Raw genomic sequence first — 15434 nt, forward strand, 5'->3', positions numbered from 1 at the left:
TAATTACTAGATATTTTTTAGTTTTTTACTCTAATTATAATCGTTTGCTTAAATAACTATGTATTTAAAACGGTGTTGCATTCTTATTTAATGGACTTAATTTTATTATCTAATAAGTATAACTTAATTTTATCCTTTTATTATGTATGGAAATTATCACTAGAGAAATTATAAGTACTGACTGGATTACCATTGTAATCATTGTGTGTTTTTCGCTTTTAGCAATAGCTAAACTTGTTAACTCTATCCAGTTTTCTGATTTTGTAATGCTCTTTAACACTAATAAATACATTGTTCTTCATCAAAAAGGGAATAAGTTATCTACTCCTTTTAATGGACTTCTAATGTTGGTTCAGATTCTTTCAGTGTCTTTATTCTTATATCTATGTCTGGATGTACTTGAATGGCAAACAGATACCATAAACATCACACTTTATTTTAAGATAGCAACCTTATACTTAGTTGTATTGATATGTAAAATATTAGTAGAAAAAATTATCTCTACCATTTTTTCTATAGAAACTTTAATTGAGGATTATCTTTTTTATAAAATATCATATCGCAATTTTTTAGGCGTATTTTTATTACCTCTTAATCTTTTGTTCATTTATACTGCGAAACCTTCAAAAATTGTTTTAATCATATTAGTAGTCTCTCTACTAATTCTAAACTTAATAGTGCTTTTTTCTATTTATAAGAAAAACGAAAACATTATTTTAAACCATTCGTTTTATTTTATTTTGTATCTTTGCGCACTTGAAATCGCACCCTATTTTATGCTGTACAAGCTTATTATATAATATAGGAAAGACGTTTACAAAAAAGACTATATATGAAAGTGAAAACGATTTTGGTCTCACAGCCAGAGCCTAAAGTAGAAAATTCACCTTATTTCGAACTTGAGGAGAAAGAAAAGGTAAAAATTGACTTTATACCGTTTATTCACGTAGAGGGCGTAGATGCTAAAGAGGTGAGGCAGCAAAAAGTAGATTTATCTCAATACACTGCTATTATTCTTACAAGCCGAAATTCTGTGGATCATTTTTTCAGAATCGCAGAAGAAATGCGTTTTAAAGTACCCGATACTCTTAAATACTTCTGTCAGAGTGAAGCCGTAGCTTATTATTTGCAGAAGTACGTGGTATATAGAAAAAGAAAAATTTATGTTGGAAAACGTACTTTTCAGGAATTAACTCCTTTAATTAAGAAATATAAAAACGAAAAGTTTTTACTTCCTTCTTCAGACAAATTAAAGCCTGAAATTCCTAATACTCTAGATACTCTAAAGGTTGAATGGAAACAGGCCATTTTTTACAGAACTGTAGTAAGTGATCTTTCTAATTTAAGAGATGTATTTTACGATATTCTAGTATTTTTTAGCCCTTCTGGAATAAAATCATTATTTGAGAACTTTCCTGATTTCAAACAGAATGACACTCGAATTGCTGTTTTCGGAAATTCTACTGTAAAGGCTGCACAAGACCACGATCTTGTTGTAAACATACAAGCGCCTACTCCAGAAACTCCTTCGATGACAATGGCACTTCAGAAATACATTAAAGAAGCAAATAAAAAATAATCTAGTTTCTTTTAAAAACTAGCACAAAAAAAGCCTGAAATTAATATTTCAGGCTTTTTCATTTTAGTATTTCTCTATATTAAAAAGCATAGCGTTGTGGTCCTCCACGACGGATTTCCTCATTTGCATATGATTCAAATTTTTTGAAATTCTCTCTAAATGCATTTGTTAACTTAAATGCAGTTTTATAATATTCCTCATCATTACCCCAAGTAGTTCTAGGACTTAACACACTAGTTGGAACACCTGGACATTCTCTTGGTTGCGCAACTCCAAATACAGAATGGATATGATAATCATCATACGAATACAATCCTAGATCTCCATTCAATACTGCTTGAATCATTGCACGAGTATACTTTAATTTAATTCTGGTTCCTACGCCATATGGTCCACCAGTCCATCCAGTATTAACCAACCATACATTTACACCAGTATCTTTCATCTTCTTAATCAACATCTCTGCATATTTTGCAGGATGTAATGGCATAAATGGAGCGCCAAAACAAGCAGAAAAAGATGGAGTAGGCTCAACTACACCAGCTTCAGTTCCTGCAACCTTTGCAGTATATCCAGATATAAAATGATATGCCGCTTGACTAGGAGTTAACTTAGAAATTGGAGGCATTACACCAAAAGCATCTGCTGTCAAAAAGAATATATTCTTCGGATTTTTACCTATCGAAGGTTCTTTAATATTTTCAATATGATGAATCGGATAACTAACTCTCGTATTTTGAGTAATCGAAGTATCTGCAAAATCTACATTTCCATCCTTACCAATAATTACATTTTCCAGGATCGCTCCTTTCTTAATAGCTCCGTATATCTCAGGTTCTTTTTCTTGCGAAAGGTCAATTACTTTAGCATAGCATCCTCCTTCAAAATTAAAAATACTATTTTCCTTAGTCCATCCGTGTTCATCATCTCCAATCAATTTACGGTTAGGATCCGTAGACAAGGTAGTTTTTCCAGTTCCTGAAAGTCCAAAAAAGATAGCTGTATCTCCTTCTGAACCAACATTAGCAGAACAATGCATCGGAAGAGTATCCTTATAAACTGGTAAAATAAAATTCAATGCTGAGAAAATACCTTTTTTAATTTCTCCTGTATAACCAGTTCCACCAATTAGTGCGATTTTCTTCGTGAAGTTTAATATTGCAAAATTATGTTGACGAGTACCATCTACAGAAGCATCTGCCATAAAACCAGGAGCATTAATTACAGTCCACTCTGGATCGAAATCTTTCAACTCTTCATCCGTTGGTCTTAAAAACATATTATAAGCAAACATATTAGACCAAGGATATTCATTAATCACCCTTATGTTCAATTTATAGTCAGGATCTGCACATGCATAACTATCACGCACGAATATTTCTTTTCCTGAAAGATATGCTATCACTTTGTTGTATAATGCATCAAATGCATCTGGTTCAAAAGGAATATTAATATCTCCCCACCACACTTTATCAGAGGTGATTTGATCTTTTACAATAAAGCGATCCATAGGAGAACGTCCTGTAAACTCGCCTGTATTTACGGCAAGGGTGCCTGACTTTGTAATTTCCCCTTGTCCTTTTTTCACTACCTCATCCTGAAGTTCATCAGGAGATAACTGATAGCGTATTGTAGCATTTTCAATACCGTAATGCTTTAACGAAATCGTTTTCGTAATTGGATACAGTGATTCCATAAAAAATATGTTGTGTATGTTATGTACGGCAAAATTATAAATAAAAATTACACTAACCGTCAAAAAAATCACTTAATCTTCACCAACGATATTATAAAGAAAATCCACCCTAAAATTAACAAAAAACCTCCCAAAGGCGTAATAAAACCAATACTTAACAGAGAAATCCCTAAGACATCATCAATCACCAAAAGGTAAATAGACCCAGAAAAAAGGGTCATTCCACTCAAGAAAAAATAAAAAATACGTTTTTTAGAAACATCTTCTATTATAGTCATGTTGCCTAAAATAATACAAACAATTGCGTGGTACATTTGATAGCGAACTCCTGTCTGGAAAGAATCTATACTTCCTGCATCTACAAGTTTTTCTAATCCATGTGCCCCAAACGCTCCGAATAGCACAGCTAATAATGCTGCAATAGCTCCTGTAATCAAAATTGTTTTATTCATTCTTCTTTTAGCAAAAATTGATTCTGTTTTTATGTAAAAAAACAATTTTAGACATATTTTGTTTTAAATTATAACGAATACGTCAAAATTGAGAACTTACTTTTTGATGTATTTATTACATTCGCAACAAAGTTATCAAAATAATCATTAGGTATGCGAAAGATACTGGTCATTGGTGCAGGTAAATCAACTGCTGTTTTAATCAAATATTTTCAGGATAAATCAATTTCTGAAGATCTACACATTACGATTGGAGATATTTCTATTGAAAATGCTCAAAAGCTTGCAGCAGATCACCCAAATACCGATGCTATCAAATTAGATGTTTTTGATAAAGCTTCTAGACAAGAAGTGATTCAAAAAGCTGACATCGTAGTTTCTATGCTACCTGCAAGATTTCACATTGAGGTCGCTAAAGACTGCCTGCATTTCGGAAAATCAATGGTTACAGCATCTTACGTAAGTAAAGAGATGCAAGAGCTTGACGAAGAAGTCAGAAAAAAAGGGCTTATCTTCATGAATGAAATTGGAGTAGATCCAGGAATTGATCATATGAGCGCAATGCAAGTCATAGATCGCATACGTAAACAAGGTGGTAAAATTATCCTGTTTGAATCATTTACTGGAGGACTTGTTGCTCCAGAAAGTGACACGAATCTATGGAATTATAAATTCACCTGGAATCCAAGAAATGTTGTGGTAGCTGGACAAGGAGGAGCTGCTGAGTTTTTACAAGAAGGAACCTATAAGTATATTCCTTATCACAAATTATTTAGAAGAACCGAATTTCTAGAAGTAGAAGAATATGGTCGTTTCGAAGCATATGCCAACAGAAATTCTTTAAAATATCAGAGTATTTATGAACTAGACGATATACTAACGTTATATCGCGGAACAATTAGAAGAGTAGGGTTCTCTAAAGCATGGAACATTTTTGTTCAACTAGGTATGACTGCTGATGATTATACATTAGCCAATTCTGAACATATGACCTATCGTGACTTTACCAACTCATTTCTTGCATATTCTCCTACTGATTCTGTAGAATTAAAACTTCGTCATTACTTAAAAATTGATCAAGATGACATCATCTGGGATAAGCTATTAGAACTAGATATCTTCAATACTGATAAAAAAGTAGGTATTCCTAATGCTTCACCTGCACAAATTCTTCAGAAAATTTTAATGGACAAATGGTCATTAGATCAAGGAGATAAAGATATGATTGTAATGTATCATAAATTTGGATATGAGCTTGACGGAGAGCGAAAACAAATTGATGCAACCATGGTTAGTATTGGCAAAAATCAAAAATACACTGCGATGGCCAGAACTGTTGGACTACCAGTTGCTATGGCTGCGTTAAGAATACTTAACAAAGAAATTACATCCACTGGAGTGCAGATACCTATTCACGAAGAAATATACACACCTATTCTTAAAGAACTGGAAGAATATGGTATTGTTTTCAAAGAAAAGGAACGTGAGTACTTAGGATATAATCCTGATGGAGTAAAGGGATAATCTCCTGAAAAAAGTTTCAATTTTAAATCACAACCTCTATTTTTGATTATTAACTGTAATTCATTTCTTCATGAAAAAGCAATATGGTAACTTAAAAATAGATGGAATCGACAAAGAGATTCTTCGCAACCTTATGGAAGATGCTCGAAGACCAATCTTAGAAATCGCCAGAAAAATCGGAATTTCTGGTGCTGCCATACATCAAAGACTAAGGAAACTAGAAGCTTCTGGATTAATTGCAGGTTCTAAATTTATTATCGACCCAAAAATTCTTGGGTACAAAACCATGGCTTTTGTTGGAGTATACCTAGATAAAGCAGTCAGCAATCCTAAGGCAGTTAAACAACTAAAGGATATCCCTGAAGTGATCGAATGCCATTATACTACAGGAAATTGGTCAATTTTTATCAAAATACTTTGTAAAGACAATGAACACTTAATGAACGTCTTAAACAAAGAAATTCAAGCTATTGAAGGAGTTTCCAGAACTGAAACATTTATATCTTTAGATCAACAAATTAGCAGACAGATTAAGATATAGAAGTAATTCTAATTATCTTCTTCTACCCAATATCTGCAATGCAAAATATAATAAAGTCGCCAGTGAACCTATAGCCGCTACCACATAAGTTCTTGCAGCCCATTTTAAAGCATCCTTAGCACCTGCATGCTCTTCCCTAGTTACCATATTAGCATCTTCTAACCAAGCTAATGCTCTGTTGCTAGCATCATATTCTACTGGCAACGTGATAAAACTAAACAAAGTACTTGTAGCATATAATGCCAAACCTATTAACGCTACTGTTTGTCCAAATTGCATACTTGCCATCAATGCAACTCCACCCATAATTACCCACATAGACATTTTTGAAGCAATACTCACCACTGGAACTAATTTCGACCTCATGGTCAACCACGAATACGCAGTTGCATGCTGCACTGCGTGACCAACTTCGTGAGCCGCTACTGCCGCTGCCGCTGCATTTCTTTGATTATAAACACCTTCACTTAGGTTAACCGTTTTGTTTCTTGGATTGTAGTGATCTGTTAACATTCCTGGCGTCGAAATTACTTTTACATCACGAATCCCATTATCCTGCAACATTTTTGTAGCAATCTCTGCTCCGCTCATTCCATTTCTTAAATGCAGCTTAGAATAATGATTAAATTTACTCTTTAACCTAGAACTTACTAAACCACTTACAAGAGCTATTAATCCAACAATCACGTAATAACCCATATATCCTGAAATCATAATTTATCATTTTAATTAAAATACCTTTACCTTCCCAAGCAATAAAATAAATTTAGTAAATAAAAAGCAAAAACCTCGCCATAAAGACGAGGTTTTCAGTTAAATAAACTTGAGTTAGCCAATAAGTCGAGTTTAACTTAGATAGTTATTTACATCTTCCAAAGGAAGGTTAAATGCTTCTGAAATAGCCTGATACACTACATCTCCATTGATTACGTTCAATCCTTTTTTTAGTGGTTCATTATCAGCACAAGCTGCTTTCCAGCCTTTATTTGCTAATTGAATCGCATATGACAAAGTAACATTTGTTAATGCCAAAGTGGATGTATAAGGCACTGCTCCTGGCATATTTGCTACAGAATAATGTACCACGTCATCAATAATATATACGGGATCTTGATGTGTAGTTGGTTTTGTTGTTTCAAAACAACCTCCTTGATCCACAGCTACATCTACTAATACTGTACCTGTTCTCATATCTTTAAGCATATCACGAGTAATAAGCTTAGGTGCTTTTGCTCCAGGTATTAGTACACCTCCAATAATTAAATCAGAAGTTTTTATATGTTCACGAATGGTGTATTCGTTAGAAAATTCAGTATTAACATTTGCAGGCATTACATCATCAAGATAACGTAATCGCTTCATACTAATGTCAAGAATAGTAACATCAGCTCCCATTCCTGCTGCCATTTTAGCTGCCTGAGTTCCAACAACTCCTCCTCCAAGGATTAATACTTTTGCTGGGGCAACTCCAGGAACACCACCAAGTAAGATTCCTCTTCCTTTTAATGGTTTTTCTAAATATTTAGCTCCTTGTTGAATCGACATACGTCCAGCCACTTCACTCATAGGTGTTAATAGTGGTAAACTACGATCAGGATCTTCTACAGTTTCATAAGAAATACAAACTGCTCCACTTTCAATCATTGCCTTAGTCAATGGCTCACTAGAAGCAAAGTGGAAATAAGTAAACAACAATTGATCTTTTTTGATCAATTTATATTCTGGTTCTATCGGTTCTTTAACCTTAATGATCATTTCTGCAGTTTGATATACCTCTTCTATAGTAGGTAAAATCTTCGCTCCAGCACCAATATATTCTTCATTACTAAAACCACTCTGAAGACCAGCATTATGCTGAATGAAAACAGTGTGACCATGTCTAACGAGTGCCATAGTTCCAGCAGGTGTTACACCCACTCTATTCTCGTTATTCTTGATTTCCTTAGGAACACCAATTATCATATTCTTATTTTTTGGTCGAAAATAGATTTTTTCCTGAAATAAAACAATAAAATATGCCTAAAAAATATCTTATCCGTAATTATACAAAAACAAGACTAAAGCTGTTAAAAAACCATCAGGATTGACAGTTGATTTCAGGATTTATAACGAAATTTAAAATAAAGCAATAAAAATCCTGATATCGCAGTAATCAGATTACACAAAATTATTGGCAAACTATCTATTAAAACACCATAAGCAAGCCAACATAAAACACCTGTTACAAAAATTAACAACATAGTCATAGATAAACTCTCTGCTGATTTTGTTTTCCATGTTTTATACACTTGTGGTAAAAAAGCAGCTGTAGTTAAGGTAGCTGCTATAAATCCAAGAATTTCTACTGAGTTGATCATATTTATTATTGTAAAAAATGACTACGCAATAATGTCAGTCTGAGCTTGTCGAAGATTTTCTGTATCATTTACAAGAACACTTCGACAAGCTCTGTGTGATAATCTAGTTTAACTTAATCAATAATTACCCAACTACATTTACAATCTTACCTGGCACTACAATCACTTTTTTAGGTGTACGCCCTTCTAGTTGTTGTTGCGTTTTTTCATGTGCCATAACCGCTGCTTCAATATCATCTTTACTTAAATCCAATGAAAGCTCCATCGTAAAACGCATCTTACCATTAAATGAAATAGGATACTGCTTCGTACTTTCTACCAAATGCTTCTCTTCAAACAAAGGAAATGTTGCAGTAGCAATAGATTGATTATGTCCTAGTTTTGACCATAACTCTTCTGCAATATGCGGAGCATACGGAGAAACTAATACTAATAATGGCTCTAAAACAGCTCTGGCATTACATTTCTGAGCGGTTAGTTCATTTACCGCAATCATAAAAGTACTTACCGAAGTATTAAAAGAAAAGTTCTCAATATCTTCTTCGACTTTTTTGATGGTTTTATGCAACGTTTTTAAATTATCTTTAGTTGGTTCGGTATCCGCTACTCCAAACTCTTCTCCATCGTGATATAGCTTCCACAACTTTTTAAGAAACGAATGCACACCAGTAATTCCAGCTGTATTCCAAGGTTTTGCTTGCTCTAAAGGTCCTAAGAACATTTCATATAATCTTAGACTATCTGCACCATATTGTTCGCAAATACCATCTGGATTTACAACATTAAACCAACGCTTAGACATTTTTTCAACCTCTCTTCCTACAATATACTTTCCTTCCTCGAGCTCAAATTCTGCATCCTTAAATTGTGGTTGCCAGTTTTTTAAATCTTCAGGAAGTAATTCATCCGATGCATTTATCATATTTACATCCACACGAAGTTCTTCTACATCATATTGATCTTTCAATCCTTTGGAAACATATTTATTTGAACCACTAATTCTATACACAATAGCACTTGTTCCCAGAATCATTCCTTGGTTGATCAGTTTTTTAGCAAATTCATCAACAGGCGTGATACCTATATCAAATAAAAACTTTTGCCAAAAACGTGCATATAGTAGATGTCCGGTTGCATGTTCACTTCCTCCTATATATAGGTCAACTTCTTTCCAGTACTCAATAGCATCTTGCGAAAACACCTCATTTTCATTATTTGGATCCATATACCGATTAAAGTAATAGGAGCTTCCTGCCCAACCTGGCATGGTATTTAGCTCTAAAGGAAACACAGTTGTATGATTTATTAGATCATTAGCTACTACTTCATTCTTTTCGGCATCCCAAGCCCAAACGTCTGCTCGACCTAGTGGCGGTTCGCCAGTTTCAGTTGGTAAATATTTTTCTACTTCAGGTAATTCGATTGGTAAATGCTTTAGGTCAATCATCTTTGGCATTCCATCTACATAGTACACAGGAAATGGTTCTCCCCAATATCGCTGACGACTAAATACCGCATCACGTAATCTATAATTGATTTTGCCTTCTCCTTGCCCTAGTTTTTCTAATTCATAAATGGCTGTTTTTACTGCTTTTTTATATTTCAATCCATTTAAAAAATCAGAATTAGCGATTATTGTATTGTCTTTATCTGCAAAAGCTTCTTCAGAAATATCAATTCCTTCAAAAATATTAAGAATATCAATCCCAAAATGTTTTGCAAAATCATAATCACGCTGATCTCCGCAAGGTACTGCCATGACAGCTCCTGTACCATAACCTGCTAATACGTAATCTCCAATCCAGATTGGGACTAGCTCTTTGGTAAACGGATGCTCTGCATAGGCTCCTGTAAAAACACCACTAATAGTTTTTACATCTGCCATACGATCACGTTCACTACGTTTGGCAGTCGCTTCTATATATGCTTCAATTTCGGATTTTTGCTCTGATGTAGTAATTTTAGATACCAATTCATGCTCTGGAGCTAATGTCATAAAACTTACCCCAAAAATGGTATCTGGACGTGTTGTAAACACATCGATCACCTCATCATGATCTTTGATTTTAAAAGTTACGCTAGCTCCTTCAGAGCGACCAATCCAATTCGTTTGGGAATCTTTTAATGGTTGCGGCCAATCAATAGTATTTAACCCATCAATTAAACGTTGTGCATATGCAGAAATACGCATACTCCATTGTGTCATCTTTTTACGAATCACAGGATAACCACCTCGCTCAGAAACTCCGTTCACAATTTCGTCATTAGCTAATACTGTTCCTAACTGCGGACACCAGTTCACTTCGGTTTCTGCTAAATAGGTTAATCTATACTTTAATAGTACTTTTTGCTTTTCTTTTAATGAAAAACCGTTCCAATCATCAGCTGTAAATTCTGTTACATCTTCATCGCAAACAGCTTGTACTTTTGTGTTTCCTTCTTTAGAAAATACCTTTTCTAATTCACTAATTGATCTGGCTTTATCCGCTTCGTTATCATACCATGAATTAAAAAGCTCAGTAAATATCCATTGTGTCCATTTATAGAACTTAGGATCACTGGTTTTTACTTCACGACTCCAATCAAAAGAAAAACCTATTTTATCCAGTTGCTCACGATAACGAGTAATATTTTCTTTAGTAGTAACTGCTGGATGCTGTCCTGTTTGAATTGCATACTGTTCTGCTGGTAACCCAAATGAGTCATACCCTTGTGGATGTAATACATTAAAACCTTTGTGACGTTTATATCTTGCGTATATATCACTGGCAATATATCCTAATGGATGCCCAACGTGCAACCCTGCTCCAGAAGGATAAGGAAACATATCCAGTACATAATATTTTGGTCTATCACTACTGTTTTCTGCTCTAAACGTTCCATTCTCTGCCCAGTAGGCTTGCCATTTGGCTTCAATTGTATTAAAATCGTAACTCATGATCTGAAATTAAGACCGCAAATTTACGATTTTATGTGAGTTAAACGACAGATCACTTTTAAGTTCTTCTTTACATCTATGCCTTAAAGACAAATTCTTACATATTTATTTGATAAATCTTATAAAACTATACTCAAAGCTTGACTAAATTCTAAGAATTTAACCTGGCCTTAGCTTCCATTGGTTGTAAACAACTGTAGATAAATGTATTTGTTGGTGTATCTATTTTGAGTTTTTGTCCTTCTTTTACAATAAAACCATTAAAATTATCCAACTCTGATGGTCTTCCTTCCATAATATCTCTTTGTGTAGAGGCTGTTGCGGTAAAAGGTTGTTTTTCTATAAAATTCATTATCCCATCCACAATACTCGGCGGCATTGCTACTCCTTTGGCAATGGCTATCTTATAAATTTCCCGAGCAGTTGTTCTAAGCATATTGTTTAATTCTGGATGCGCATACATTTCTCCTATGGTCGCTCTTGTCAAAGCTCCCAAACCACTAACTGTAGCAATAAACATAAATTTACTCCAGATATCTACCTGAATATCTTCAGAAATCTTGTTCTTAAATCCAGCTTTATCAAAAACTGACTTTACGTTTTGTAAACGGTTGGATTTACTTTTATCCAATGTTCCAAAAACGATTTCTGGTGTATGACCAAAATGAGAGATAATTCCAGGAGACTCAATTTTACTATAGATTTTACACAATCCTCCCAACACATGTTTTTTATCAATTACAGACATTACTTTTTCTGCATTATCAGCTCCATTTTGTAACGAGATCACAATTGTATCTTCTTTCAGGGTTGATTTGATAAGTTCAGTTGTTTCCTGTACCTGCCAGGATTTGGTACATATCAAAATCAAATCTGCTTTTTCTATTCTAGAGACATCATCTGTTACTAAAAATGGTTTTGTTATAAAGTCACCATCAATACTATTGACTTGCAATCCTTTATTACGAATTGCTTCACCATGTTTTCCTCTGGCGATCATTGTGACTTTTTGACCAGAATTTGAGATTTTCCCTCCAAAATATCCTCCTACACCACCAATACCTATAACCACCGTATGCATATTATCACTTAATTAAAAATAAGATTGTTTGTAAGTTTGCGTTATTTCTTAAGAAACCAAAATTAGTTAACTATTCTTTATTATTTTTACCTGCAAAACTATTCTCTATGAGCTCATCTTTTGAAAAATATCAGAAACGCAGATTAATATCTTCTTATTTTTCTGTAGTTATTAGTATTTCTCTGGTGCTTTTCTTACTTGGATTATTAGGGCTTTTGGTATTAAACACAAAAAAGGTTGCAGATCATTTTAAAGAAAAAATTGCACTTACTATCTATTTAAAAGATACTGCCAAAGAAGTAGAGATCAAACAAATGGAGAAAAGCTTAGCCTTATCAGAATACACTAAATCAACAACATATATCTCCAAAGACGAAGCTGCAGAAGAACACAGTAAAGATATTGGCGAGAATTTCATGGATTTTCTTGGGTATAATCCTCTTCAGAATTCCATTGATGTATATTTAAAAGCTGATTTTGTCGATCAGGTACAAATTGATGAGATTACTAAATCGATCACGAAAAAGGATTTTGTAGACGAGGTAATCTATGACAAACCTTTGATATCCTTATTAAATGATAATATCAAAAAAATAAGTTTTTGGGTATTATTAATTAGCGGAATCTTTACGTTTATTGCGGTACTTCTTATCAACAGTTCGATCCGTCTATCTGTTTATTCTAAACGTTTTATTATCAAAACCATGCAAATGGTTGGTGCCACAAAAAAGTTTATTCGCAAACCTTTTGTTTGGAAAAGCGTACGCTTAGGAATGATAGGTGCGATAGTAGCTCTGATTGGTGTCGCGATAGTATTATTTTATTTAGATAAAGCTTTCCCTGAATTGGCTTTACTTAAAGACGAAATCCTATTGGTTGGATTATTTACAGGTGTTTTTGGAATTGGTGTATTAATTACCTGGATTAGCACCTTTTTTGCTACACAACGTTTTCTGAATCTCAGAACTGATGAATTATATTATTAACATCAAAAATCAATTCACAATCTAATATCATGCGTAAAACAGGTACTATATTTTTCTCCATATCCGCTGTATTATTCATCATCTTTATGTGGATTGCAATACAGACGTTTAAGCCCATACGCAATGTACAACCAGATGAAGTAATTAAAATTACAGGCATTGTGACTAAGATAGAAGAAGGTAGTGGTTTTGATATTGTAATAACTCTGGAAAATGACAGTCATTATTACTATATTAATCGAGGATTGCAATATGGACTAAACTTAGCGCAATTACGCAAGGATATATTGAACAAAAAAGTGACTTTGTATCCTATAGATAGATGGACTATATTTACACGCGATGGAATTATGGGTCACGTATCCAAACTAATGATAGAAGATCGTGTGATTTTTAATGAAATAAATAACGACATTCATGAGCAAACAATCAAATAAAAGTACGCCACATAAGCCAGATTTCGTTTTTGGAAAAAAGAATTATGTTATGATGGCAATTGGGATCGCTGTAATTGCTTTTGGCTTTATCCTTATGGCAGGAGGAGGAAGCGATGATCCTAATGTATTTAATCCAGATATTTATAACTTTAGAAGAATAAGGTTAGCACCCACTATTGTTTTAATTGGTTTTGGTATTGAAGTATATGCAATATTACTAGATCCTGACAAGAAGAAAAGCAAGTAATTAAACAATTTATCTTTGGGTAATTATATATTTGCATCGAATTTTAGAACCCCTCTTTTATGGAAACTATTGATGCGATTGTCTTAGGAGTTATTCAGGGACTTACAGAGTTTCTTCCTGTATCTTCCAGTGGTCATTTAGAATTAGGAAAAGCTATTCTTGGAGATGACAGCGTACCAGAAGAGTCACTACTTTTTACAGTTGTTTTGCATTTTGCTACTGCACTAAGTACTATTGTTGTATTTAGAAAAGATATTCTACAAATTCTTAAAGGACTTCTTCAATTTAAGAAAAATGAAGAAACCATGTTTTCTTTACGAATTATAGTTTCTATGATTCCTGCGGTGCTCATCGGTTTATTTTTTGAAGAACAATTAGAACAACTTTTTGGAGGAAACATTGCATTTGTGGGGTTTATGCTTATTATTACTGCTATTCTTCTATGGCTTGCTGATAAAGCAAAAGATACTTCAAAAATAGTTACAACACCTAATGCTTTTGTTATCGGAATTGCTCAGGCAATAGCAATGCTTCCTGGAATTTCCAGAAGTGGCGCTACGATTTCTACATCTGTATTACTTGGTAATGATAAGACCAAGGCTGCTCGCTTTTCATTCTTGATGGTTATTCCTTTAATTTTTGGTAAAATAGGGAAAGACATACTTAGTGGCGATCTTAATCTTGCTACAGAAAATAGTATGCCGTTATTTTTAGGGTTTATTGCGGCATTTATTTCGGGGCTTTTTGCCTGCACTTGGATGATTTCTTTGGTAAAAAAGAGTAAATTATCATATTTTGCCTTATATTGTATTATTGTTGGCATTGTTGCCATCATCTTTGGTTTTATTAAATAGTCCCCAATAATGCTAACCGAACAAGATTATAAAGACGGTCAAATTCTTTTGATTGATAAACCTCTTCAATGGACATCCTTTCAGGCTGTTAATAAACTGCGTTGGCTGATTCGTAAGAACTTCGGGATTAAAAAAATAAAAGTAGGTCATGCAGGAACATTAGATCCTTTAGCATCAGGATTACTTATTATTTGTACTGGTAAGTTTACTAAACGAATACAGGAATTTATGGGACAGACCAAAGAATATACTGGAACCATTACTTTGGGTTCAACTACTCCATCTTATGATCTTGAAACAGAGATTGACAAAACATATTCGATCGATCATATTTCGGAGGAGATGGTGCAAAGGACTACTGAGCAATTTATTGGTGAGATCGAACAATATCCTCCAGTATTTTCAGCGTTAAAAAAAGATGGTAAGAGATTGTATGAATATGCTCGTCAAGGAGAAGAAGTCGCAATTTCGGCAAGAAAAATTACAATTTCAGCATTTGAAATTACCAGAATTGAACTACCAGAAGTAGATTTTAGAGTAGTTTGTGGTAAAGGAACTTATATTAGATCATTGGCCCACGATTTTGGCAAAGCATTAGAAAGTGGTGGTCATCTAAGTGTTTTAAGAAGGACTAAAATAGGAGAATTCTCTGTAGAGGATGCCATTACTCCTGAAACATTTGAAAATCAATTAGGTGCAGAAATAGAAACTGCATAAAATATAGTTGTATAAAAGGAGTTAT

General features: G+C 33.8%; 16 protein-coding genes. 9 read left to right on the plus strand and 7 right to left on the minus strand.

All coding sequences use genetic code 11. From position 1 onward, the window contains the following. Nucleotides 1-146: 146 nt before the first annotated feature. On the plus strand, nucleotides 147-800 hold the full coding sequence (locus QBK95_RS10320) for a DUF4271 domain-containing protein (RefSeq protein ID WP_280933320.1): 654 nt from the start codon (nucleotides 147-149) through the stop codon (nucleotides 798-800). Nucleotides 801-832: 32 nt separating this feature from the next. After that, nucleotides 833-1579 carry a uroporphyrinogen-III synthase gene (locus QBK95_RS10325; RefSeq protein WP_280933322.1) on the plus strand — a complete coding sequence of 249 codons (747 nt, stop codon included), beginning with the start codon at nucleotides 833-835 and terminating at the stop codon, nucleotides 1577-1579. A gap of 79 nt (nucleotides 1580-1658) precedes the next feature. Here QBK95_RS10325 and pckA read toward each other — a convergent pair whose 3' ends face one another. After that, complete coding sequence (gene pckA, locus QBK95_RS10330) at nucleotides 1659-3275, minus strand: phosphoenolpyruvate carboxykinase (ATP) (RefSeq protein ID WP_280933323.1); 1617 nt, start codon at nucleotides 3273-3275, stop codon at nucleotides 1659-1661. A 68-nt stretch (nucleotides 3276-3343) separates the two neighbouring features. Then, nucleotides 3344-3727 carry a DUF423 domain-containing protein gene (locus QBK95_RS10335; RefSeq protein ID WP_280933325.1) on the minus strand — a complete coding sequence of 128 codons (384 nt, stop codon included), beginning with the start codon at nucleotides 3725-3727 and terminating at the stop codon, nucleotides 3344-3346. Between the two features lie 153 nt (nucleotides 3728-3880). Here QBK95_RS10335 and QBK95_RS10340 point away from each other — a divergent pair, with 153 nt between their 5' ends. Next, nucleotides 3881-5251, plus strand: a complete 1371-nt coding sequence (locus QBK95_RS10340; protein ID WP_280933327.1) for a saccharopine dehydrogenase family protein — start codon at nucleotides 3881-3883, stop codon at nucleotides 5249-5251. Nucleotides 5252-5321: 70 nt separating this feature from the next. Beyond that, complete coding sequence (locus tag QBK95_RS10345; protein ID WP_280933328.1) at nucleotides 5322-5792, plus strand: Lrp/AsnC ligand binding domain-containing protein; 471 nt, start codon at nucleotides 5322-5324, stop codon at nucleotides 5790-5792. Nucleotides 5793-5804: 12 nt separating this feature from the next. Here QBK95_RS10345 and QBK95_RS10350 read toward each other — a convergent pair whose 3' ends face one another. From QBK95_RS10350 to QBK95_RS10370, 5 genes are all read right to left on the minus strand, one after another. Beyond that, nucleotides 5805-6506: a zinc metallopeptidase gene (locus tag QBK95_RS10350; protein WP_280933330.1), complete on the minus strand. Its 702-nt coding sequence runs from the start codon at nucleotides 6504-6506 to the stop codon at nucleotides 5805-5807. A gap of 132 nt (nucleotides 6507-6638) precedes the next feature. Then, nucleotides 6639-7754 carry an alanine dehydrogenase gene (gene ald, locus QBK95_RS10355; RefSeq protein ID WP_280933332.1) on the minus strand — a complete coding sequence of 372 codons (1116 nt, stop codon included), beginning with the start codon at nucleotides 7752-7754 and terminating at the stop codon, nucleotides 6639-6641. Between the two features lie 134 nt (nucleotides 7755-7888). Then, nucleotides 7889-8149: a SemiSWEET transporter gene (locus QBK95_RS10360; protein ID WP_280933334.1), complete on the minus strand. Its 261-nt coding sequence runs from the start codon at nucleotides 8147-8149 to the stop codon at nucleotides 7889-7891. 124 nt (nucleotides 8150-8273) lie between these two features. Beyond that, nucleotides 8274-11087, minus strand: coding sequence for a leucine--tRNA ligase (gene leuS / locus QBK95_RS10365; RefSeq protein WP_280933336.1), 2814 nt, complete (start codon nucleotides 11085-11087; stop codon nucleotides 8274-8276). 151 nt (nucleotides 11088-11238) lie between these two features. After that, nucleotides 11239-12168, minus strand: a complete 930-nt coding sequence (locus tag QBK95_RS10370; RefSeq protein WP_280933338.1) for a ketopantoate reductase family protein — start codon at nucleotides 12166-12168, stop codon at nucleotides 11239-11241. A gap of 107 nt (nucleotides 12169-12275) precedes the next feature. Here QBK95_RS10370 and QBK95_RS10375 point away from each other — a divergent pair, with 107 nt between their 5' ends. The 5 genes from QBK95_RS10375 to truB are packed head-to-tail and all read left to right on the plus strand — an operon-like array spanning nucleotide 12276 to nucleotide 15409. Next, nucleotides 12276-13154 carry a cell division protein FtsX gene (locus QBK95_RS10375; protein ID WP_280933339.1) on the plus strand — a complete coding sequence of 293 codons (879 nt, stop codon included), beginning with the start codon at nucleotides 12276-12278 and terminating at the stop codon, nucleotides 13152-13154. 29 nt (nucleotides 13155-13183) lie between these two features. Then, complete coding sequence (locus QBK95_RS10380; RefSeq protein ID WP_280933341.1) at nucleotides 13184-13591, plus strand: hypothetical protein; 408 nt, start codon at nucleotides 13184-13186, stop codon at nucleotides 13589-13591. Then, nucleotides 13572-13838: a DUF3098 domain-containing protein gene (locus tag QBK95_RS10385; RefSeq protein ID WP_280933343.1), complete on the plus strand. Its 267-nt coding sequence runs from the start codon at nucleotides 13572-13574 to the stop codon at nucleotides 13836-13838. The genes QBK95_RS10380 and QBK95_RS10385 overlap by 20 nt, the downstream gene beginning before the upstream one ends. A gap of 59 nt (nucleotides 13839-13897) precedes the next feature. Further along, nucleotides 13898-14692, plus strand: a complete 795-nt coding sequence (locus tag QBK95_RS10390; RefSeq protein ID WP_280933346.1) for an undecaprenyl-diphosphate phosphatase — start codon at nucleotides 13898-13900, stop codon at nucleotides 14690-14692. Between the two features lie 9 nt (nucleotides 14693-14701). Then, the gene (gene truB / locus QBK95_RS10395) at nucleotides 14702-15409 is read left to right on the plus strand and encodes a tRNA pseudouridine(55) synthase TruB (protein ID WP_280933348.1); all 708 of its coding nucleotides are present in this window, start codon (nucleotides 14702-14704) and stop codon (nucleotides 15407-15409) included. Nucleotides 15410-15434 lie beyond the last annotated feature (25 nt).

This window comes from Aquimarina mycalae (genome assembly GCF_029906345.1).
Taxonomy (GTDB): domain Bacteria; phylum Bacteroidota; class Bacteroidia; order Flavobacteriales; family Flavobacteriaceae; genus Aquimarina.